The organism is Paucibacter sp. Y2R2-4 (genome assembly GCF_025717535.1).
Classification (GTDB): Bacteria; Pseudomonadota; Gammaproteobacteria; order Burkholderiales; family Burkholderiaceae_C; genus Paucibacter_A.
Genome location: NZ_JAJIRO010000002.1, coordinates 47,825 through 69,174, shown reverse-complemented (window position 1 = coordinate 69,174; position 21,350 = coordinate 47,825). Strand labels below are relative to the sequence as shown.

The following is a 21,350-nucleotide window of genomic DNA, read 5'->3' as shown; positions in this document are numbered from 1 at the left end:
GCGCAGCACTTGTGCATGCTTGGGAGGGCAGATGAAACATAGAGCAGCTGGACTCGGGGTCACCTTGGGCCGCCGATTTTCGAGCTTGGTGGCGGGCTTTCTTTTTGCGGGCGCATGCTCGCAGGCCTATGCGACGACCGTGAGCGTTAGCCCGAGCGGCACCGTGGCGCAAGTGCGGCAGATTCGGTTGGCGTTTTCAGAAGCGGCGGTGCCCGGTGGCGACGCGCAGTTGCCAGTTCCTGCGGAGCTGAGCTGTGAGGGCGTGACTAAGCTTGTTGGTTCGGGCCGCTGGTCTCGCCCGAATGAATGGCTGTTCGATCTGAACGAGCCTTTGGATGCGGGCAAGAAGTGCAAGCTTCAGATCAAAGACAGCTTCAAGCCCCTCGGATCGCCTTTGCAGGGCGCGCGTGAATTCAACTTTGCCACCGGGGCAGCGATCGCATTGAATGCCTCGCCCTGGCCGGGCAGCGACATTGAAGAAGATCAGCATTTTCTGCTCCATTTGAACGGGGTGATCGAAGCTGCGGCCGTGGCGCGCCAAGCTTGGTGTGAGGTCGAGGGCGTTGGCGAACGACTGCCGGTACAAGTGGTGACGGGTCCGGTGCGGGACGCCGTGTTGAAGTCTCAGCAGGTCCGCAAGGGCCAAGACCGGGTTTGGCTCTTGCACTGCCAGCGGCCATTGGCCCCTGGGGCGAAGGTGCAATTGCTATGGCAAGCTGAGGGAGCGAACGCACGCGCGGCACAGCGCTTCGAGTACACCGTGCGCAGGCCCTTTACAGTGGACTTCACCTGCGAGCGTGAGCGGGCCAATGCGCCTTGTTTGCCGATCCGCCCCATGCGTGTGGTCTTCAGCGAGCCGGTGCCGCGCGAAGAGGCGCTGAAGATTCGTCTGAAGCCACAACAAGGTGCGGCGCTAGCTCCCAAGGTCGCGCCGGAGGACAAACAGCCTGAACTGAATGAGTTGCGCTTTCCCATGCCGCTGGCGGAGAACGCGCAATTCACTATTGAGTTGCCGGCCAGTCTGAAGGACCGCAGTGGGCGCTCTGTCAGCAACGGGGCCAGCTTTCCGCTCAAGATCAGCACAGGTGCAGCGCCGCCTTTGGCCAAATTTGCCGCTGCACCCTTTGGTGTGATCGAACGAGAAGCGCAAGGGCCCGCCATGCTGCCGATCACCATGCGCCATGTGCAGTCCGACTGGTCGCCATCGGCGGGTGCCCCGTCCAAGCCGGTGCCAGGTGAAATTCGAATCAAGCGTTTGCAAAGCGATGCCGAGGTCTTTGCTTGGTACCAAAAGCTGCGCAAGTTCCATGAGAGCCAACTCAGTGCCCAAGAGGCCGGTTTTCCGTCTTCGCAGTGGGAGGAAACGGTCAAGCTGGACAACGGTCGAGGCCAGCAAGTTGAGCGACGTCAGCCGCGCTATGTCGGCAGCCGAGAAGTCGCTTTGCTGGCGGCAGATGCCTCGGTCCAGGTCCTGCCTCTGCCGGCTCCACAAGAGGGCAAGGGCGGCGAGAGCCGGCCCTTTGAGGTGATCGGCCTGCCTTTGGCTGAGCCCGGCTATCACGTCGTCGAACTGAGCTCGCGGCGTTTGGGCGTATCGCTGCTGGACAAGGCGGCGCCCATGTATGTGCGCACCGGCGTGCTCGTGACGAATCTGGGCGTGCACTTCAAATGGGGACGCGAGAACAGCTTGGTCTGGGTCACCAGTCTGGACAAAGCCCAGCCGGTCGCGCAGGCCGAGGTGACGGTGAACGATTGCCGAGGCAAGCCGCTCTGGACGGGCCGCACCGATGCGCAAGGCCTGGCCCCGGTGCCTCTCGCCCTGAAGCTGCCGGCCTGGAACGACAAAGAGCGCTGCGAATACGAGCAAGGCTTTTTCGTCACCGCGCGCAAGAGCGCGCCTGGCCCAGGCGACAAGCTTCAGCAAGACATGAGCTTTGTCTTCAGCAACTGGAGCCGAGGCATCGAGAACTGGCGCTTCGCTGTGCCGACCGCGCGCGGTGCCGAGTCTGATGCCCGCGCGCACACGGTGCTCGACCGTAGCCTGCTGCGCGCTGGTGAGACCGTGTCGATGAAACACTTCTTTCGATTCGAGAACAGCCAAGGCCTGAGCCTGGCGCGAGCCGATCAATTGCCGACGCGCGTCAGGCTCACCCATGAAGGTAGCGGCCAGCAAATTGACCTGCCACTGAGCTGGCCTTCGCCGCGCAGCAGCGTGTCGCAATGGCAGATCCCGGCCAATGCCAAGCTGGGCCTGTATCGCATCACGCTGGAGAAAGAGCGCGGGACGGGTGAAAAGACGGACATGGGCGAAGAGCGGCAACACAGTTGGCCCAGCGGTGACTTCCGTGTCGAAGAGTTCCGAGTGCCGCTGATTGATGCGCGCTTGAGTGGCCCCAAAGCCATTCCAATAGCACCGCGCGAGTTGCGCTTGTCCGCGCAGCTGAACTATTTGTCTGGCGGCGGCGTCGGGCCGGCGCCGCTGAAACTGAGCGCTGTGATGCGACCGCGCGCCGTCAGCTTTGCGGGTTACGAGGCCTTTGCCTTTGAGCCCCCGCGTTCCGTCGATGCGAGTGCTTCGTCGATGATGGATGACAGCGAGAGCGGCGATGAGGGCAATGGCGGCGCGGCGGTCGGCTCCCGCTTGGTGGTGGACAAGCAGCCGGGCATGACCGACCGCAACGGCGCAGCGGAGCTGCTGATCAAAACGTTGCCGAAGATTGAGCGCCCCAGCGAACTCGTGGCCGAACTTAGCTACAGCGACCCCAATGGCGAGATCAAGACCGCTGCGCGCACGCTGCCCCTGTGGCCCTCCAAGCTGGTCTTGGGTTTACGCAGCCAGGGCTGGGCCAGCAATGTGGGCAAGGCGGGTTTTAGCGTGGTGGCGCTGGACACTGCAGGTAAAGCGCAGGCGGGCCAGCGCATTGAGGTGCAGGCTCGCTTGCGTCAGACCATCAGCAGCCGCAAACGCATGGTGGGCGGCTTCTATGCCTATGACAACCAGCAAGAGCTGAAAGACCTGGGTTCGGTGTGCAGCGGCAGCACCGATGCGCAAGGCTTGTTGAGCTGCGAAGCCAAACTCGATGTCTCGGGTGAGGTGGAGCTGATCGCCTCGGCCAAAGATGCCGACGGGCGCGCCAGCGTGGCCGCCAACAGTGTCTGGATGACGCGGCAAGGCGAGCTCTGGTTTGCCCAGGACAACGATGACCGCATCGACGTACTCGCTGAAAAGAAGCGTTATGAGCCCGGCGAAACCGCGCGCTTGCAAGTGCGCATGCCTTACCGGGAGGCAACGGCGCTGCTCACCATAGAGCGCGAAGGCGTGATCGAAAGCCGCATCGTCAAGCTGCGCGGCAGCGACCCGACGGTGGAGCTCAAGATCGAGAAGAACTGGGCGCCGAATGTCTATGTCTCGGTGCTCGCGCTGCGGGGGCGGATTTTTGAAGTGCCTTGGTACAGCTTCTTCCAATGGGGCTGGCGCCAGCCCGTGGGCTGGTGGCATGCCTGGCGCGATGCCGCCAAGCATTACCAAGCGCCCACGGCCCTGATCGATTTGGCCAAGCCGTCTTACAAGCTGGGTATGGCGGAGCTGCAAGTGGGCCTGGCCGCCCATCAGCTGCAAGTGGAGGTCAGCACCGACAAGCCGCAGTACGGTGTGCGGCAAACGGTGCAGACTCGTATCAAGGTCACGCAAGACGGCCGCCCCTTGGCCGATGCCGAAGTGGCTTTTGCCGCCGTGGACGAAGGCCTGCTGGCCTTGCGCAATAACGCCTCTTGGGAGCTCTTGCCCGCTTTGATTCAAAAGCGCGCCTGGGGTGTTGAAACCGCCACCGCGCAAAGCGAGATCATTGGCCGGCGCCACTATGGCCGCAAGGCGGTGGCCGCAGGCGGGGGCGGCGGGCGAGCGCCGACGCGGGAGTTGTTTGAGACCTTGCTGCTCTGGAAGCCTTCGGTCAAGTTGGATGCCAAGGGCGAAGCCTTGATTGAGGTGCCCTTGAATGACTCGCTGAGCAGTTTCCGGCTGGTGGCGGTGGCAGATGCTGGCGCGCAGCGCTTTGGCACCGGCCAAGCCACGCTGCGGGTGACGCAAGATCTGCAAGTCCTTTCGGGCCTGCCGCCACTGGTGCGTGAGGGCGATCAGTTCCAGGCCATGCTGACCCTGCGCAATAGCAGCAGCCGGGCCATGAAGTTGCGGGTGGGTTTGCAAGCGCAGGCCGGCCAAGCCGCGATGCCGGCTTTGGCAGCCCAAGAGCTGAGCCTGGCCGCTGGCGCTGCCGGCGAGGCGCGTTGGATGGTCACGGTGCCTGACGGTGTCAGCGTTTTGAACTGGGAGGCGCAGGTTCAAGAGCTAGGCGGCGGCTCCGCGGCGGCCGGGAGCGTCGCCCTGGCCGCAGATCGCCTGAAGGTGCAGCAGCAGGTCCGGCCCGCTGTCGCCTTGCAGGTGCAACAGGCCAGCCTCAGCCAACTCGACGGCAGCATGAACCTGGCGATGGCGCCGCCCGCCGATGCCTTGCCTATGCAAGGCGTCAAGCGGGGGGGGGTGAATGTGTTCTTGCAGGCCAAGCTGGGCGGCGATTTGGCGGGGCCGCGGCGCTACTTTGAGAACTACCCCTACAGCTGTTTGGAGCAGCTCAGTGCCAAGGCTTTGGGCTTGCATGACGCCGCCCAGTGGCAAAGCTTGATGACGCGTCTGCCTGGCTATTTGGATGCCGATGGCCTGGCCAGTTACTTTCCGCCGCAGGCGGGCGCGGCCGATCGGGGCAGCGACCGCCTGACGGCGCATCTGCTGGCCGCTGCCCATGAAGCGGGGCGCGAGATTCCCGAGGCGCAGCGGCGTCAGATGCTCGATGGTTTGGCCGCCTTTGTTGAGGGGCGTATTCAGCGCAAAGCCTGGTCGCCGCGCTCAGCGCAGCTGGACCTTGCCGTGCGTCGGGTGGCGGCCTTGGAGGCTTTGTCGCGCTATGGTCGGGCCACGCAGGCGGGCTTGAGTGCCTTGGATACGGCGGGCTTGCCGGCCTGGCCGACGGCGGCGCTGATTGATTGGCTGAATCTGCATCGCCGCATGGCTCAAGCGCCCGACCGCGCTCGCCGTATCGCCGAGGCGCAGTCTTTGCTGCGCAGCCGCTTAACCTACAGCGGCACGCGGCTGGGCTTCAGCACCGAGCAGGAAGACGACTGGTGGTGGCTGATGGACAGCGCCGACGCCAATGCTTCGCGGCTGATCTTGGCGGTGGTGGACGATCCCGCTTGGGCCGCTGAAATGCCACGTTTGGTGCAGGGTACTTTGGCGCGCCAGCGCCAGGGCGCCTGGCGCAATACGACGGCGAATTTGTGGGGCGTGTTGGCGCTGGATAAGTTCTCGGCTCGATTTGAATCTGGTGCCAAGCTCACTGGCAAGACACAGGCGACTTTGGGAGCGCAAAGCCAGAGCCTGGAATGGGCCAGCAAGCCCGAAGGCGGCGCCTTCTTACTGCCTTGGGGCGCCAATGCGACGCCAGCGGCGCCTGCAACCTTGAAGCTGCAGCAAGAGGGGGCCACTGCATCGGCCAAGCCTTGGGTGACGCTGCAGTCCTTGGCGGCAGTGCCGCTCAAGACGGCGCTCAACAGTGGCTACCGCATCACTCGCACGGTGCAAGCCGTGGAGCAAAAAACGGCCGGACGTTGGTCGCGCGGCGATTTGATGCGGGTGCGCCTGGAGTTGGATGCACAAAGCGATATGACTTGGGTGGCCTTGTCTGACCCGGTGCCGGCGGGCGCGCTCATTTTGGGCGGGGGCCTGGGCGGTCAATCGAGCTTGGCCCTGCAGCCCAGCAATGGCGAGCGCAGTGAGCTGGCTGGCATGCGGCCCAGCTATGAAGAACGCAGCTTCGAGGCCTGGCGTGCTTATTTCGAATACTTGCCTCGTGGCAAGCATGTGATGGAGTACACCGTGCGGCTGAACAACGCCGGCCGCTTCATGCTGCCCGGCAGCCGGGCCGAAGCCATGTATGCCCCGGATGTGGCGGGTGAGTTGCCGCAGGCCCTGCTGGAGGTGGCGCCTTGAGAAGCAAGCGACGCCGGGGCGGCTTTGTTTCCTCGGCGCTGGCTTTGGCTTTGAGCTTGACGCTGGCCTGGGCCGCGCCCGCCCAAGCGCAGTTGCCCAGCTATAGCGAGTTGCGCGCGGCGCACCGGGTCTCGGACTTCATCTTGCTGGATCGTCGCGGCGAACCCTTGCAGACTTTGCGGCTCGACCACAGCCGCCGTGCGCTCGAATGGGTGGGGCTGGAGCAAGTTTCCCTTCAGCTCTTGCATGCCTTGCTGCTCGGCGAGGACCGGCGCTTTTATGAGCACAGCGGCGTGGACTGGAGCGCTGCGGCCAGCAGTGCCTGGGCCAATTTGTGGAACCGGCGCACCCGCGGCGCCTCCACCATCACCATGCAGTTGGCCGGGCTCATCGACGCCGATTTGTCGCGGCCATCGGGTGGCCGTTCGGTCGGCCAAAAGCTCGGCCAAGCCGCCCTGGCTTTGCGCCTGGAACGCACTTGGAGCAAGGCACAGATTTTGGAGGCCTACCTGAACCTTGTGCCGCTGCGCGGTGAGTTGCTGGGTCTCAATGCGCTGTCGCAAACCTTGCTTGGCAAGCATCCAGACGGCTTGAGCGCTGAGGAATCCGTCTTGGTGGCCGCCATGGTGCGCTCGCCCAATGCCTCTGCCGTGCAATTGGGCCAACGCGCCTGCGGCTTGCTGCAGCAAATGAAAGCTCCGCTCAAATCGAGTAGCTGCGAGCCGCTGATCGGCCAAGCACAAGCTCTGCTGGCGCAGCGGCCCGGGCGTGCCTTGGGCGAGAGCTGGGCGCCGCATTTCGCCCGCCAGGTCTTGCGCTCGGACGGCCCAGCGCGGCAGCGCAGCAGTCTGGATGCCGGCTTGCAGCGCCTGGCGGTGAGCCTGCTCAAAACGCAACTGGCCGAGCTGTCGGGCCGCAATGTCGAGGATGGCGCGGTGCTGGTCTTGGACAACGCCACAGGCGCTGTCTTGGCTTGGGTGGGCTCCAGCGGCAGCCTGTCGGCAGCGGCCGAGGTGGACGGGGTGTTGGCCCGTCGTCAGCCGGGCTCCACCCTCAAACCCTTTGTTTATGCGCAGGCGATCGAGAAGCGCTTGATCACCGCAGCCAGCCTGTTGGATGATTCACCGGCTCAGATCAGCACGCCCGCCGGCCTGTATCTGCCGCAGAACTACGACAAGGAATTCAAGGGTTATGTCTCGGCCCGTAGCGCTCTGGGCAATAGCCTGAATGTGCCAGCGGTGCGCTTGACGGCAATGCTGGGAGCGGACCCTGTGTTTGAGCGTTTCAATGCCCTTGGCTTGGCCCTGCCGCACACCAGCGGCTTTTACGGCCTGTCTTTGGCGCTGGGCAGTTCGGACCTCAGTCTTTTGGCCTTGAGCAATGCCTATCGCACGCTGGCGAATGGCGGGGTCTATCAGGCCCTGGATCTGAAGGACAGGGGCAAGCAAGACAGTCGGCGCGTGATCGACGCACGCGCCGCCTTCATCGTCAGCGACATCTTGGCGGACAACAATGCGCGTGCGCGCAGTTTTGGCCTGGACAGTGTCTTGGCCACGCGCGGTTTCGCGGCCGTCAAAACCGGCACCAGCAAAGACATGCGCGACAACTGGTGCATGGGCTATAGCAGCCGCTACACCGTGGGCGTGTGGGTGGGCAATGCCAGCGGCGAGGCCATGCACGGGGTCAGCGGCATCAGTGGGGCGGCGCCGATTTGGGCCGGGCTGATGCGCTATCTGCACCAAGACCTTGTTTCGACGCCACCTGTAGCGCCGCCAGGGCTGCTGGCGCAGCGGGTGGAGTATCCAGACCAAAGGGAGCCGGCTCGCCAAGAGTGGTTCATCAAGGGCACCGAGCAAACGCGCTTATTGGCTTCCGCGCAGATGCAGGACAAGACGGTTTTGCAGGGCATCAGCAGCCCGCGCGATGGCAGCATTTTTGCGCTGGACCCGGACATGCCGCCGCAGGCCCAGCGGATTCGCTTTGAAGGCGAGTCCGGCCTCTGGGTCTTGGACGACAAGCCCCTGGGGCGCGGCAAGCGCTACAGCTGGGCGCCCTGGCCGGGGCGGCATCAGCTGCAGTTGATGGATGAGCGGGGTCAGCTGAAGCAGGCCGTCAGCTTTGAGGTGAGGGGCGCTAGCTTGAAGTCAGCCGCCAAGCCGGCTTCAGCGCGAGCGGCTGCGCCTTGATTTGGCCAAAGGTGCATTGAGTTCTTCAGGCAGGGGCGGTAGTGAGTCGCCAATCCAGGCCAGCAACAAGGTGTAGGTCACGGCCAGAATCACCGGCCCAATGAAGAGCCCGACCAGGCCGAAGGCCAGCAAGCCTCCGATCACGCCGGCAAAAATCAGCAGCAGCGGCAGGTCGGCGCCTTTCTTGATCAGCCAAGGGCGCAAGAAGTTATCCATGGTGCCGACCACCAAGGTCCACAGCAGCAAGACCGTGCCCCAGGTGTTGTCGCCATTCCAGTAAAGCCAAACGACGGCCGGCAGCAGGACAGGCAAGGCGCCGATTTGGGCCAGGCACAGCATCAACATCACGGCCGTCAGCAAGCCAGCAAAGGGCACACCGCTGACCCAAAGTCCCAGGCCTCCGAGTACCGATTGCACGAGCGCCGTCACCACAATGCCCAGCGCCACGCCGCGAATGGCTTGGCCGGCCAGGGTGATGACCTGATCGCCTTGCTCGCCAGCCAGGCGGCGGCTGAAACCGCGCACCATGCGCGCCGCGCCTTCACCGCTACTGTAGAGAATTGCGGCCAGCGCCACGGTAAGCAAAAACTGCAGGCCCACCAGGCCCAAACTGCCGGCTTGCGCGGCGGTCCATTTCAGTGCCTCGCCCAGATAGGGTTTGACCATGGCCAGTAGAGGGGTCAGGCCTTGGGTGGCGATGTGATGCCAGTTGTTGGACAAGGTCTCGCCGATCAAAGGGATGCTCGCCAGCCAGGTCGGCGGTTCGGGCAAATGGGTATCGGGCAGGCTGGACGCCAAGTCAATCACCCGGTCCGCATTGGCCACCACCGTGGCCAGGGCAATGGACAGGGGTACAAACAAGACCAGCAGCAGGGCCGTCACCATCACCGCCACCGCCAGCGTGCGCCGGCCCCACAGTCGCTGCTGCAAATGCGTCATCAGCGGCCAGGTGGCGACCACCACCATGGTGGCCCAGATCAAAGCGCCGATGAAGGGGCGCAAGACCCAGAGCGACGTGAAGAGCAGCAGGGCGATGCTCAGCACCGCGAGCAGAGTGCGAGTCAATTCAGTCTTGGCGGTAGGTGGGGTCGTCATGGGGCTTTTCATCTCAAATAGCACTGAGACATGAACTGCTGTCTGCAGGGTCAGACTGTAGGGGCAAAGTGCGAGCGCGATGCTGTGCTTGGGACGGAGCTTCAAAAAGGACTGAAGGACTGAAGGACTGAAGGGCGGAAGGGCGGAAGGGCCGTGCGGCTGAGCGAAAATCTGGAGATGTCAAAAAAACCTGCCCATGTCAGCGAAACCTTGGCGACCCAGTTCTTGCGCAAGCAGGGCATCAGCTTCACCGAGCATGTTTACGATTATGTGGAACATGGCGGCACGGCGGAGTCCTCACGGCAACTCGGCATGCCCGAGCATGAGGTGGTCAAGACCTTGGTGATGCAAGACGAGAAGGCGCAGCCCTTGATCGTCTTGATGCATGGGGACCGGCAGGTCAGCTTGAAGGAGCTGGCGCGGCAGATTCCTTGCAAAAAGGTCGAGCCCTGCAAACCCGAGGTGGCGCAGCGACACAGCGGCTATCTGGTCGGCGGTACCTCGCCCTTTGGGTCCCGCAAGACCATGCCGGTGTTTGTGGAGGCCAGCATTCTGGAATTGCCGCGCATTTGCATTAATGGCGGCCGGCGCGGCTACTTGGTCGGCATTGATCCGCGGGTTCTGCCTGAGCTGCTCAAGGCTCGGGCAGTGCACTGTGCCAGTGCAGAATAGCGCCCTATGCAAGCAATTCTCCAAAACAATATCTACCCTTTGGTGGCGGGTTTGATCGGCTATCTGATCGGTTCGCTGTCTTTCGCCGTCATCATCAGCCGTCTGATGGGCCTGTCTGACCCCCGCAGCTACGGCTCGGGCAATCCGGGGGCGACCAATGTGTTGCGCTCGGGCAATAAGGTCGCGGCCATTCTGACCCTGCTGTTCGATGCGCTCAAAGCATATGTGCCCGTCTTGATGGTCATGCAGTGGGGCGAACGCTTTGGCCTGGGTGAAGGCAGCGCGGCCTTGGTCGGCCTGGGGGCCTTTCTTGGCCATCTGTGGCCGGTGTTCTTCCGCTTTGAAGGCGGCAAAGGTGTGGCCACTGCGGCCGGCGTCATCCTGGCGCTCAACCCATGGCTCGGGGCCGCAGTGCTCGCCACCTGGGTTTTGATTGCCTACACCACGCGCTACTCTTCTTTGGCGGCGCTTGTGGCGGCCGGCTTGGCACCGATTTATCAGATGATGGGTTGGGGCGCGGGCCCAGTGGCCGGGGTCTTGGTGCTGATGGGCTTGCTGCTGGTTTGGCGCCACAGCGCAAATATCAAGAAATTACTCAATGGCACCGAGAGCCGGCTGGGTCAAAAAGCCGCCGGCGCGGTGCCTCCAGCGGAGAGCAGCAAAAAGCATCCGCATGGTGTCGGCCCCCATCCGCATGGGCATTCACACAAGCACCCCAAGTCCGATTCCAAACAAAAAGGCAAGTGATTCCATGAATATCGAACGTTTTGATGTGGGCGCCCGCATGTCCGAGATGGCGGTTTACAACGGCGTGGTCTATCTGGCCGGCCAAGTGCCCGAGGACGCCAGCCAAGACATCACGGGTCAGACGGCTCAAGTCTTAGGCGCGATCGACGCCTTGCTGGCTCGCGCTGGCAGCGACAAAACCAAGATCTTGCGTGCGCAGATCTTCATTGCAGACCTGGCGGACTTCCCGGGCATGAATGCGGCCTGGGATGCTTGGGTCGTGCCCGGCCACACGCCGCCACGCGCAACGGTGGAAGCCAAGCTGGCGCGTCCTGAGTGGAAGGTCGAGATCGTCGTCACCGCGGCGATCTGAGCTCAGCGTTAGCGAGTTTCGCTGCCTCCTTAAGCCCAGCTTCAGCGGCCCGAGCCATGAACACAGATCAGCCCGACGCCGACATCAAGCCGGCACGGGCGAGTGCATTGACTTCGTCGGCCCTGTGGCCCTTGCTGCTGATTGCTTTGGCAGTGGGAGGGTTGATGCAAGCAGCCAGGTATTGGCAAAGCGAGCAGCAGGGCCAGGCCTTGCGTGCTTTGGTGCAGCCGGGTGATTTGCTGATGCTGTCCAGCAGCAGTTGTGTTTTTTGCACGCAGGCGAGGGGCTGGCTCGATGCGCAGCGCATTCCCTATCGCGAGTGCTTTATTGAGAGCGACGCCGAATGCGCGGCCCAATACCGAGCCCAGATGGCGCCCGGTACACCGACCTTTGTGCTGCGCGGGCAGCAGCGCGTGGTCGGGTTTGACAAGGAGAGGATCCGCCAGTTGCTGGCCAGGTCCTGAAGCCGCAGGTCCAAAGTTCGGACCTGGGCTTGGATGCAAAAGCGATGACTGTTTTAGTCTTCGCTGTTGAAGACCAGCTTCAACTCGTGCGTTTGCTTTTCGCCGCTGCCTTCGAAGCGCCATTCCATCAGGGCTTCGATCACCGCCTTGTCAAACACCTTGGGCGGTGTGGACTCCACGATATTGACTTCGGTCACTTTGCCATCGGCTGCAATGCTGATTTGCGCCTTGACCGAGCCGGTCTTGATGCCCTTCTTCACCGCAGTGGCGGGGAACTCGGGCGGCACCTTTTTCAAGACCTTGGGGGCGGCGATGGCGCTTGTTGCAATCAGCAATGCGCCCAGCAGGCCGAGGCCCATGCGAGACCAGCGGGACAGGGTGGCGTTCGTCTTACTCATTGTCTTCCTTGCTCTAAGGTGAGTGTGATGTTGTAGGGGTTGAGGCAGGCGCTCAGCGTGTGCGGAAGAAGCCAACGGCCTCCAGCAAGCGAGAGGAACTGCCGGTCAAGGCTTCGGTCGATTTGGTCAAGGCACTGACCAAACTGGCGTTTTGTTGGGTGCTGCGGTCCAGCTCGTTCATCGAGTTATTCACCACGCCCACGCCGGCGGCTTGCTCTTGCGCGGAGTTGGAGATTTCCTCAATCAGCTGCCCCATATCGTTGACTTCATTGACCACGCTGCTGATGGTGACGCCAGCATTGTTGACCAGATCGGTGCCGTTCTCCACCTTGACGGTGGACTCTTGAATCAGCACCTTGATCTCCTTGGCAGCCGAGGCGGCTCGCGAGGCCAGGGCGCGGACTTCGGAGGCCACCACCGCGAAGCCGCGGCCATGTTCACCGGCGCGGGCCGCTTCCACGGCAGCATTCAAGGCCAGGATATTGGTTTGGAAGGCGATGCCATCGATCACGCCGATGATGTCGCCAATCTTGCGTGAGCTGGCGCTGATCTCTTGCATGGTGGCCACCACCTGCGAGACCACCTTGCCGCCGGCAGAAGCCGAGTTACGGGCCTTGCTGGCGATACCGGCGGCCTTGCGGGTCAGCTCGCTGGCGCCGCTCAGATTGGCTGCAATCTCTTCCACCGAGGCCGCCGTGGTTTGCAGGCTGGAGGCGGAACGCGCGGTGCGATCGGACAAGTCCACATTGCCGCCGACAATTTGATTGGTGCTCTCCGCCACATCGTTTGCGGCCGCGCCCACGCTGCTGACCACACCGGACAGGGCTTCTTGCATGGCCTGCATGGTCTCCAGCATCTGGCCCAGCTCATCGCTGCCGGCGCGGGGGATGTCGTGCGTCAGATCACCATTGCGAATCGCTTCGGCGGCTGTTTGCGCTTGTTTGACCGGGTTGATGATGGAGCGCACGATGGCCAAACCACCCACGCTGCCAATCAGGACTGCGGCGATGACCAAAATGACGGTGACCAGCACCGAGTTGCGGGCCAGCTCGCCACCGGCGACCGCCAAGTCATGGGCGCTTTCAAACTGCAAATCGACCAGGCCCTTGAGTCCATCTTGGTAGGCTTGCTGAGCCGGGCGCACATCGGTGATCAGGCTCTCGCGGGCCTCGTCTGGGCTGCCGTCAATTTGGATCTTGCGGAACTTAGCCACCGAAGCAAAGAATTTGGCTTGCGAGTCCTTCAACTGGCTCAGCAATTCTGCCTCGCGACCCGCAGCGGGCTTTTTGTCCAGCAGGGCGGACAACTGCTTCTCGCTCTCTTGCAAGGCACCGTCCAGCGCAGCTTTTTGCTTCTTGATGGAGCCGGCGGTGTCCAGCAGCAACAAATCACGCGACGCTCGGGCGACCACATTGACCTGGCCTTCGAGTGAGTTGGCGGCGGCAATTTTGACCAGGCTTTGGTTGGCCGTCTGGTCCAAGTCATTGGCCAATCGGCTGGCGCTGTAAGCACCGTAGCTGCCAATGATGATGAGCAGGACGATCAACAGTCCGTAACTCAGTGCGAGCCGCTGGCTGATACGCAACTTGCTGAGGAAATTCATAGAGGCGCTTCCATCAAAGATTTGTCCTGCGACTTCGGGCCACATCCACCCTGTGTGGAAGCGCCCGGCTTCAACTCTTTCGGCAACTCAATGGGCAACTTGAGTACTTTTCCCTTTTGGCTTTTTCGACTTCAAACTGTCTTCGATTTCAATCCGTCAGGATGCCTAGCGCGCGCGGGTCGCCTCGACCTTGCCGCACCAGATGCGCTTCGTCGCCGCTCAGATCAATGACGGTTGTGGCTTCTCGGCTGCAGGCGCCGGCGTCCACAATGACTTGCAACTGACGGTCGTAGCGCTCGGCGATGTCGCGTGCATCGTTCAAGGGCTCATCTTCACCCGGTGGTATCAATGTGGTGGCCAGAAGGGGTTGGCCCAAGAGCTCCAACAAGTCTTGGGTGACACGGTGCTCGGGGACACGCAGCCCAATGGTGCGCCGGGAAGGATGAGAGAGCCGCCGCGGCACTTCCTTGGTGGCTTCCAGAATAAAGGTGAAGGGGCCAGGTGTTGCCAGCTTGAGCAAACGGTACTGGCGGTTGTCCACACGTGCGTAGCTGGCCAGTTCGCTGAGGTCGCGGCAGAGCAGGGTCAGATGGTGCTTGTCGTCGACCCCGCGGATGCGGCGCAAGGATTCAGCGGCCGCTTTATCGTCCAGATGGCAGACCAGCGCGTAGCTGGAGTCGGTGGGAATCGCGGCGATGCCGCCCGCGTGAATGATCTGTGCAGCCTGCTTCAGAAAGCGCTGCTGCGGGTTTTCAGGGTGGACTTCGAAATATTGAGCCATAGGCTCATTGTGTAACGCTTGGGGAAGCTTATTGCAAGCAACTAGGCCAGAAGATGCGGTCTTCTAACGACATCCAAACCGGACGCAGGCGGCCCGAGAGGCTGGGCAATTGCCCCAGATCGGTGCGGCTCTCTTCGGGCGAGTGGAAGTCCGAGCCTCGCGAGGCCAACAAATCAAACTCTATGGCGGTTTCGGTGTATTTGGCTGCTTCGGCGTCACTGTGGCTGCCGGTTACGACTTCAATGCCACGGCCGCCATGCCCGATGAAGTCGGTGATCAGCGCGAACTCCTCGGTGGGCGTGAAACCGTAACGCGCCGGATGCGCGATCACGGCCAGGCCACCGGCTTCCTGGATCCAGCGCAGGGCATCGCCCAGGCGCGCCCAGCGGTGCTCCACAAAACCGGGCTTGCCTTCCGTCAGGTAACGGCGAAACACCTCGGGTACATCCTGGCAATGACCGGATTCCACCAAGAAGCGGGCGAAGTGGGTGCGCGAGATCAACTCGGGGTTGCCCACGTACTTCAGTGCACCCTCATAGGCATCTTTGATGCCCACCTGAGCCAAACCGGCCGCCATGTCGCGGGCGCGTGCTTCGCGTCCGCCGCGCGTGGCTCGCAAGCCGGCCACCAGCGCCGGGTTCTGATGATCAAAGCCCAGCCCAATGATGTGCACCACCCGTCCGGCGAAGGTGACCGAGACTTCTACGCCGGTCACATAAGGCAAACCCAGGGCCTTGGCCGCGTTGATGGCGCGTTGTTGGCCGCCGACTTCGTCGTGGTCTGTCAAGGACCACAACTCCACGCCATTGGCCTTGGCGCGAGCGGCCAAGGCTTCGGGTTCTAGCGTGCCATCGGAAACTTTCGAGTGGCAATGCAGGTCGGCGTGGGTCAAGAGGTTTGTGTTCACGACCTCAGTTTAGCGACCTGCCAAGAAGGCATGAACTGCAGGGCCATTTGCCGGCGCTCAGAGCTTGAAGCTCTGTGCAGCAGCATCCATGCTGTTGGCGCGGCTGCGCAGGGACTCTGCCGCAGCGGCAGACTGCTCGACCAGGGCGGCGTTGTGCTGCGTCATTTCGTCGATGGCCCGCACCGCTTGGCCGAGTTGGGTGGTTTGGCCGGCTTGCGTGCGGCTCTGCTCATTCATGCCTTGCATCATCTGAGTGAGTTCACCGATGCGGCCCAGGATTTTCTGCATGGACGAGCCGGCGTCGCTGGCCAATTGGCTGCCGCTTTCCACCCGTTCGACCGATCGTTGAATCAGCACCTTGATTTCGCGCGCGGCCTCAGCGCTGCGGCCTGCCAAGGAGCGCACTTCGCTGGCCACCACCGCAAAGCCGCGACCCTGCTCGCCGGCGCGTGCCGCTTCTACTGCCGCATTGAGTGCCAGGATATTGGTTTGAAAGGCAATGCCGTCGATCAAGCCGGTGATGTCGGCAATGCGCTTGGACGACTCCTGAATCGAGTTCATGGTCTGCACCACCTGCTCAACCACCACGCTGCCCTGGCTGGCCACCTGGCTGGTATTGCTGGCCAGATCACTAGCTCGGCTGGCGGCGGAGCTGCTGTGTTGCACCGTCTCTTCGAGGGAGTCAACGCTGGATGAGGTCTGCTGCAGGTGGGCGGCGGCCGTCTCGGTGCGAGTGGCCAGATCCTGGTTGCCGTCGGCAATTTCTTGCGCCGCCAAGCGGATGTGTCCCGCGCCTTCGAGGATCTGCTCGATCAGCTGGCGCAAGCGCAGCTGCATATGGGCCATGGCCTGCAGCAGTCGCCCCATTTCATCGTCTTGGGCGGGCGGGATGTCTTGGCTGAGATCGCCGGAGGCAATGCGTTCGGTGATGCTAATCATCTGATGCACGGGCACTAAGAGCTGCCGAATGGAGCGCAGCAACATCCAGCCCAGGCAGGCCAAGAGCAGCGGCAAGGTCAGCAAGAGCGTATTGCGCTTCATGGCCGCCGAGTTGCTGCGCTCGGCCAACTCCTTCTTGAGGGTTTGCAAGGTCGCTTGGGAGAGTTCCGCTTGCAGCCGAGCAGCGCCTGCGAAGCCAGCGGCCAATTGTTCCAAGGGGTAGTTGACGTCGCGTGCGGCGGCTTGCATGGTGTCTTCCACCAGCTTGCGCTGCGACAGTGCTTGCGGAAGCAGAGCGCCGAGCGCCTGCCCAACCTCACCGCCGGCGCGTTGTGCTGACTGCATATGCTCTTGCATGGCCGTGGCGTGTTCGCGATAACGGGTCAAGGCGGCGGAGACCTGGGCCAAATCATCGACCGCCGCAGCCTTGGCAATGGCCTGGAGCTCCGACAGTGCGTTTTCAACTTGGGGGGCCGCCTTCAGACTGGCCAAGATGGCGTGGTGGTTGGCGGGGTCGGGCTCCAGCAGCAGGCCGGTTTCAGCATTGAAGTCGCTGCTGGCGGCAAAAATCTGACCGGCCAAGGCTTGCTGCGCCGCCATCAGCTTGGCCACGTCCAGGCGGGAGGCATCCAGATCGCCGACCAAGGTCTCAAACTGCTGACTCAATGCTTGTACGGCCTCGCGATGGCGCGGCGCTGCTGAGGCTTCATCCAAGGCGGCCAGCAATTTTTGCAAGGCCGCCTTGGCGGCTTGGTGGGTGGCCGCCAGTTCAGCAGTCGCCGCGGGCCGGGTGGAAAGTGACTCGGCGGCCTGTTGGCGGTGTTGTTCAAGCAGATGCGACAACTCACGCCAGGCTTCGTTCACCGGTAGTCCACCGGCCTCCCGTTCGATGCGGGACATTTCTGTGGCATAGCCCTGCAGCAAAACTGCACTGGGCACCAAGCCCAGCAGCATGGCGATCAGGCCGATGCCGCCGAGTCTCGCCTTCAGGCTCATCGGGCGGGAAAAGAAAAAAATGTTCATGGAAATGGATGGGGGCAAAAGACGCCACGCCAGCGCCAGGCAGGATGCGAGATCCAAGAACAGAAGCGCTGGCGCAATGGGCTTTTGAGGCCTTTGCTTGGCGCTTCATCGGCTCTATCTTGTCGATTCGATCGTGCTTTAGCAAGGAATGCGAGCATCGTGCGGCTTGGGCGATGCTGGGACTGATGTGTATTGAAATGAGACAGTTTTGATTGGAGGTGCCGCGAATGACACCCCCGTGACTCGAGGGGGCTCGCTGCAGCGAAGCCATTTCAATTGCGTAGGCGGCGTGAAGTTCTGCACGCGCGATGCGCCAGAAATCCCGGGTACTTTGGGCGCTTGATCCGGATGGACTAAGGGTTTGGAGTCGCAAAAGAGCAGCCGCAGCGTCGTGGCATGCGGCTGTCCTTGAGCCAGTTGTGGCTCTGAGTTCTACTTATGCGGAGGTGCAGGCCTCAACAATCATCTGGATGCGCTCTTGCCCTTGGTAGGTATCCAGGCTCAGCCGATAAGCCAGCCGAGCCGGCGAGGGCAGGGTCTCGATATGCCCGAACCAGATGGCGTCGCGCAGCACGCCCTTGGGGCCGCCTTGGCGCACCCGCAGTTTCAAGTGCTTCTCGGCGACCAAGCGCTGCGAAATGATCTCAACGGTGTCGCAGAACAAGGGCGCTTCGAAGGCTTGGCCCCAAACCTGCGACTCCAGTTCGCGCACGGTTTCCGGTGTGAAGTGCTCGGGCGCCAGCGGCCCGTCGGTGCGTAGCGTGCGTGTCAACGCGGCGGCGTCCAGCCACTCGCGGGCGACTTCTTGCAAGGCCTGGTCAAAGGTTTCAAAACCATCATCCGCCAGCGTGCAACCGGCCGCCATGGCGTGGCCGCCGAACTTCTTCAGCACCTGGGGGTAGCGTTTGCTGATCAGGTCCAAGGCGTCACGCAAGTGAAAGCCTGCAATCGAGCGGCCCGAGCCCTTCAACTGCCCGTCGGCGCCGCGCGCGAACACAAAGCTGGGGCGGTGCACTCGGTCTTTCAAACGCGAGGCGATGATGCCCACCACGCCTTCATGGAACTCGGGCTCAAACAAAGCCAGGGCCGGCGGCGCCTCGCCTTGCAAGCGCGGGTCCTGCATCAGCTGCTCGAGCTTGAACTCGGCCTGCTCGCGCATCTCGGCTTCGATCTCGCGTCGCTCGCGGTTGATGGCATCGAGTTGCCGGGCCAGTTCCAGCGCGCGGCTGGGCTCATCGCAGAGAAGGCATTCGATGCCCAGCGTCATGTCCGACAGGCGGCCGGCGGCATTGATGCGTGGCCCCAAGGCAAAGCCCAGATCAAAGGCATTGGCGCGGCTGATGTCGCGGCCGGCGGCGGTGAACAGCGCGGCAATGCCGGCTTGCGCTCGTCCGGCCCGCATGCGCTTGAGCCCTTGCGCAACCAGGCGGCGGTTGTTGGCGTCAAGCTTGACCACATCGGCCACCGTGCCCAAGGCGACCAGGTCCAGCAAGCCATCGAGCTTGGGTTGGCTGGCGGCGTCAAAGCGGCCACGCGCACGCAACTCGCTGCGCAAGGCCAGCAGCACATAAAACGCCACGCCGACGCCGGCAAGATTCTTACTTTCGAATTCACAGCCGGGCTGGCTGGGGTTGACCAAGGCATCGGCCTGCGGCAACTCGGTCCGATCGTCCACCAGGGCGGGCAGGTGATGGTCGGTCACCAAGACTTGCAGACCTAAGCTGCGGGCGTGGGCCACGCCGGCCAGACTGGCGATGCCGTTGTCCACCGTCATCAAGAGCTGCGGTTGTAGCGGCAGTGCTAAGTCCACGATGGCGGGCGTCAAGCCGTAGCCATGGATGGCGCGGTCGGGCACCACATAGCAAAGCTGCTGCGGCTGAAAGCCCAGCAGGGCCAAACCGCGCAGCGCCACGGTGCAGGCGGTGGCGCCGTCGCAGTCATAGTCAGCCACGATGCAGACGCGTGCGCCACGGCTCAAGGCGTCGGCCAACAGGCGAGCGGCCTCGCCAATGCCTTTCAGTCCTTCAGGGGGGAGCAGCTTGGCCAGTCCTGCATCGAGCTCATCGGCGCTGCGCACACCGCGTGCCGCAAACAGCTGTGCCAGCAAGGGCGAAACACCGGCTTCTTGCAAGGCCCAGGCGGCGCGAGGCGGCACCTCGCGCGTCAACAAGCTTGGCGTGTTCATAGCGCCCCCAAGAGCGCGGCGGTATCGGCCCGTGGCGGCAGCCAGCTTTGCCACAAACGCTGCAGACGCGGGCGTGCGGGCAAGTGCCAACACTGGGCAAATCGTTCGCCACACAAGGTCAGCTTGATGGGCTCTGCATCGGCTTGACGGGCCTGCGCCAGCAGCTGCGCAATCGGACCGGCATCAAGCTGCGTCCAGGCGCGGCTCCAGGCTTGCCAGTCGCCCGCCAGCAAGGGCTCGCGCAGGCTGTGCTCCATCTGCAAACCTTCGGGCAAGGCGCGGCTGCCCGCGTCTACGCCGCAGCCGCTGATCCACACCGAGTTCAGCGCCAAGGCGCCGCGCGCCTCACGCTCTTGGTTCAAAGCGTGCTCGTGCAGGAGCATCTGCACTTCGTTTTGCAGGGCGCGCAAGCGCCTGGGTTTGGGCATCCAGCTGTCCACATGGCGATGCAAGACCCGGTCGAGGCTGGCGCTGCTGAGTCCGGCCAGGCAGGGGTGAGCGATCAGCCAAGCGTTGCTGTTCAGCCAATGGCTGGACCAGCCTTCAGACGCCGGCCAGAGCTCAGCCAAGGCGGCAAAGAACTCTTGCGATTCGGCTTCGCCCAAGGCCAAGCTTTCTGGCGGCAGGGCGGTGATCTGGTCGCTGCCCACGGCTAAATGAATCGGGCTCAGGCGCGCCCAGGCCAACGGCTCTGTGGCGGGCAAAGCCGGCGCATCCCAGGCTGCAGTAGGCAAATGCCCGTCCGGCGCTGTGCAGCCGCGCAATTGGGCCAGGGTCAGTTCCAGCGGGGTATTGAGGCTGAACTCATCGCTGCCCAGGGCCTCGCCCTCGGGTTTGAGCAGGCCCAGCAGTTCGGACAGATGCGGGAGGGGCAGTTCGGCCAGCGTGTGGGTGGCGGCGTCGCCGGTGGCGCTGGCATAGGGAATCAACAGATGCATGGGGCGGATTATCGAGTGAGTGCGGGTTGAGGCGCGTCGCCGTCACGCAAGCTTCACAAAGCTGCCATGCCGCCGACATGGCCGGCCCTCACAGTGCATGCCATGCAGCACGACCACGCCCTGGCGCGAGCCGCCGCCGCCCTCGCCGTTGAACCCGAATCGCCGGAAGCACTTGCTGCAGAAGTAGGCAGCCAGCGCTATCGAACGGTCTGGATTTCCGACGTCCATCTGGGCACGCCTGGCTGCCAGGCAGAGGCTTTGCTGGAGTTTTTGCGCGAGGTCGAGTGCGAACAGCTGTTCTTGGTCGGCGACATCATCGACGGCTGGCAGCTGCGTCGAAACTGGTACTGGCCGCAGGCCCACAACGATGTGGTGCAAAAACTCTTGCGCAAGGCGCGCAAGGGCTGCCGCGTGATCTTCATCCCGGGCAACCATGACGAGTTCGCCCGCAAATACCTGCACCACAGCTTTGGCGGCATTGAGGTGGCGCATGAATGGATCCACGAGACGGCCGATGGCCGCAAGCTCTGGGTCACCCATGGCGACTTGTTCGACGGCGTGATCCAGTGCGCCAAATGGCTGGCCCATGTGGGCGACACGGCCTATGAATTCACCCTCAAGCTGAACAGCTATTTGAACCGTCTGCGCGCTCGCATGGGCCTGCCCTATTGGAGCTTGTCCAAATACTTGAAGCTCAAGGTCAAGCGTGCGGTCAGCTTCATCTCCGACTTTGAGGTGGCGGTGGCCAAAGAGGCGCGCAAGCGCGGGGTGCACGGCGTCGTCTGCGGCCATATTCACCATGCCGAGTTGCGCGAGATCGATGGTGTCTTGTATGCCAATGATGGCGACTGGGTGGAAAGCCTGACGGCCTTGGTCGAGCATGCCGATGGACGCTTGGAAATCCTCGATTGGAGCGCCTTGGACCGGCGGGTCGGCGCTCAGGCTATGGCCCCCAGCGGTCTGCAAGGGGTATCGGTTAGCGCCTCCGCAAGTGCGGCCGTCACGGCCCTAAAATAGGGC

General features: G+C 63.0%; 15 protein-coding genes. 7 read left to right on the top strand and 8 right to left on the bottom strand.

What is annotated here, in order from left to right; all coding sequences use genetic code 11:
* Window positions 1-139 precede the first annotated feature (139 nt).
* Together LNV06_RS07235 and pbpC are read left to right on the top strand one after the other, a co-directional pair.
* Entirely contained in the window at window positions 140-6,040 is a 5,901-nt protein-coding gene (locus tag LNV06_RS07235) for an alpha-2-macroglobulin family protein (RefSeq protein ID WP_263537593.1), read from the top strand.
* Window positions 6,037-8,226 (top strand): penicillin-binding protein 1C, encoded by a 2,190-nt coding sequence (gene pbpC, locus LNV06_RS07230; RefSeq protein WP_263537592.1) that lies wholly within the window; start codon window positions 6,037-6,039, stop codon window positions 8,224-8,226. The genes LNV06_RS07235 and pbpC overlap by 4 nt, the downstream gene beginning before the upstream one ends.
* Here pbpC and ydiK read toward each other — a convergent pair.
* Window positions 8,203-9,321: an AI-2E family transporter YdiK gene (ydiK, locus tag LNV06_RS07225; protein ID WP_263537591.1), complete on the bottom strand. Its 1,119-nt coding sequence runs from the start codon at window positions 9,319-9,321 to the stop codon at window positions 8,203-8,205. The two genes, pbpC and ydiK, sit on opposite strands and share 24 nt — an antisense overlap.
* Window positions 9,322-9,498: 177 nt before the next feature.
* On the opposite strand from ydiK, the gene LNV06_RS07220 reads away from it, so the two are divergent.
* Genes LNV06_RS07220 through LNV06_RS07205 form a run of 4 tightly spaced genes read left to right on the top strand, consistent with a single transcriptional unit; the run spans window position 9,499 to window position 11,556 of the window.
* Window positions 9,499-9,993, top strand: coding sequence for an aminoacyl-tRNA deacylase (locus tag LNV06_RS07220; protein ID WP_263537590.1), 495 nt, complete (start codon window positions 9,499-9,501; stop codon window positions 9,991-9,993).
* A gap of 6 nt (window positions 9,994-9,999) precedes the next feature.
* Window positions 10,000-10,740 (top strand): glycerol-3-phosphate 1-O-acyltransferase PlsY, encoded by a 741-nt coding sequence (gene plsY, locus LNV06_RS07215; protein ID WP_263537589.1) that lies wholly within the window; start codon window positions 10,000-10,002, stop codon window positions 10,738-10,740.
* A 4-nt stretch (window positions 10,741-10,744) separates the two neighbouring features.
* Window positions 10,745-11,092, top strand: coding sequence for a RidA family protein (locus tag LNV06_RS07210; RefSeq protein WP_263537588.1), 348 nt, complete (start codon window positions 10,745-10,747; stop codon window positions 11,090-11,092).
* 56 nt (window positions 11,093-11,148) lie between these two features.
* A complete protein-coding gene (locus LNV06_RS07205; protein WP_263537587.1) occupies window positions 11,149-11,556 on the top strand; it encodes a glutaredoxin family protein in 408 nt (135 codons plus the stop codon).
* 53 nt (window positions 11,557-11,609) lie between these two features.
* Here the strand turns inward: LNV06_RS07205 and LNV06_RS07200 are convergent, their stop codons facing one another.
* From LNV06_RS07200 to LNV06_RS07170, 7 genes are all read right to left on the bottom strand, one after another.
* Complete coding sequence (locus LNV06_RS07200; RefSeq protein ID WP_263537586.1) at window positions 11,610-11,954, bottom strand: energy transducer TonB; 345 nt, start codon at window positions 11,952-11,954, stop codon at window positions 11,610-11,612.
* Between the two features lie 52 nt (window positions 11,955-12,006).
* The gene (locus LNV06_RS07195; protein WP_263537585.1) at window positions 12,007-13,557 is read right to left on the bottom strand and encodes a methyl-accepting chemotaxis protein; all 1,551 of its coding nucleotides are present in this window, start codon (window positions 13,555-13,557) and stop codon (window positions 12,007-12,009) included.
* 148 nt (window positions 13,558-13,705) lie between these two features.
* On the bottom strand, window positions 13,706-14,338 hold the full coding sequence (locus LNV06_RS07190) for an L-threonylcarbamoyladenylate synthase (protein WP_263537584.1): 633 nt from the start codon (window positions 14,336-14,338) through the stop codon (window positions 13,706-13,708).
* 28 nt (window positions 14,339-14,366) lie between these two features.
* Window positions 14,367-15,245: a 3',5'-nucleoside bisphosphate phosphatase gene (locus LNV06_RS07185; protein ID WP_263537583.1), complete on the bottom strand. Its 879-nt coding sequence runs from the start codon at window positions 15,243-15,245 to the stop codon at window positions 14,367-14,369.
* Between the two features lie 57 nt (window positions 15,246-15,302).
* Entirely contained in the window at window positions 15,303-17,207 is a 1,905-nt protein-coding gene (locus tag LNV06_RS07180) for a methyl-accepting chemotaxis protein (RefSeq protein ID WP_263537582.1), read from the bottom strand.
* A gap of 436 nt (window positions 17,208-17,643) precedes the next feature.
* A complete protein-coding gene (recJ, locus tag LNV06_RS07175; protein ID WP_263537581.1) occupies window positions 17,644-19,392 on the bottom strand; it encodes a single-stranded-DNA-specific exonuclease RecJ in 1,749 nt (582 codons plus the stop codon).
* On the bottom strand, window positions 19,389-20,330 hold the full coding sequence (locus LNV06_RS07170; protein ID WP_263537580.1) for a hypothetical protein: 942 nt from the start codon (window positions 20,328-20,330) through the stop codon (window positions 19,389-19,391). The genes recJ and LNV06_RS07170 overlap by 4 nt, the downstream gene beginning before the upstream one ends.
* 102 nt (window positions 20,331-20,432) lie before the next feature.
* Here LNV06_RS07170 and LNV06_RS07165 point away from each other — a divergent pair, with 102 nt between their 5' ends.
* On the top strand, window positions 20,433-21,347 hold the full coding sequence (locus tag LNV06_RS07165) for a UDP-2,3-diacylglucosamine diphosphatase (protein WP_263538315.1): 915 nt from the start codon (window positions 20,433-20,435) through the stop codon (window positions 21,345-21,347).
* Window positions 21,348-21,350: the final 3 nt, after the last annotated feature.

Bases quoted from the DNA above. Each gene is read 5' to 3' on its own strand.
- ydiK (WP_263537591.1), bottom strand. From the start codon at position 9,321: ATGACGACCCCACCTACCGCCAAGACTGAATTGACTCGCACTCTGCTC.
- LNV06_RS07220 (WP_263537590.1), top strand. From the start codon at position 9,499: ATGTCAAAAAAACCTGCCCATGTCAGCGAAACCTTGGCGACCCAGTTC.
- plsY (WP_263537589.1), top strand. From the start codon at position 10,000: ATGCAAGCAATTCTCCAAAACAATATCTACCCTTTGGTGGCGGGTTTG.
- LNV06_RS07210 (WP_263537588.1), top strand. From the start codon at position 10,745: ATGAATATCGAACGTTTTGATGTGGGCGCCCGCATGTCCGAGATGGCG.
- LNV06_RS07205 (WP_263537587.1), top strand. From the start codon at position 11,149: ATGAACACAGATCAGCCCGACGCCGACATCAAGCCGGCACGGGCGAGT.
- LNV06_RS07200 (WP_263537586.1), bottom strand. From the start codon at position 11,954: ATGAGTAAGACGAACGCCACCCTGTCCCGCTGGTCTCGCATGGGCCTC.
- LNV06_RS07195 (WP_263537585.1), bottom strand. From the start codon at position 13,557: ATGAATTTCCTCAGCAAGTTGCGTATCAGCCAGCGGCTCGCACTGAGT.
- LNV06_RS07190 (WP_263537584.1), bottom strand. From the start codon at position 14,338: ATGGCTCAATATTTCGAAGTCCACCCTGAAAACCCGCAGCAGCGCTTT.
- LNV06_RS07180 (WP_263537582.1), bottom strand. From the start codon at position 17,207: ATGAACATTTTTTTCTTTTCCCGCCCGATGAGCCTGAAGGCGAGACTC.
- recJ (WP_263537581.1), bottom strand. From the start codon at position 19,392: ATGAACACGCCAAGCTTGTTGACGCGCGAGGTGCCGCCTCGCGCCGCC.
- LNV06_RS07170 (WP_263537580.1), bottom strand. From the start codon at position 20,330: ATGCATCTGTTGATTCCCTATGCCAGCGCCACCGGCGACGCCGCCACC.
- LNV06_RS07165 (WP_263538315.1), top strand. From the start codon at position 20,433: ATGCAGCACGACCACGCCCTGGCGCGAGCCGCCGCCGCCCTCGCCGTT.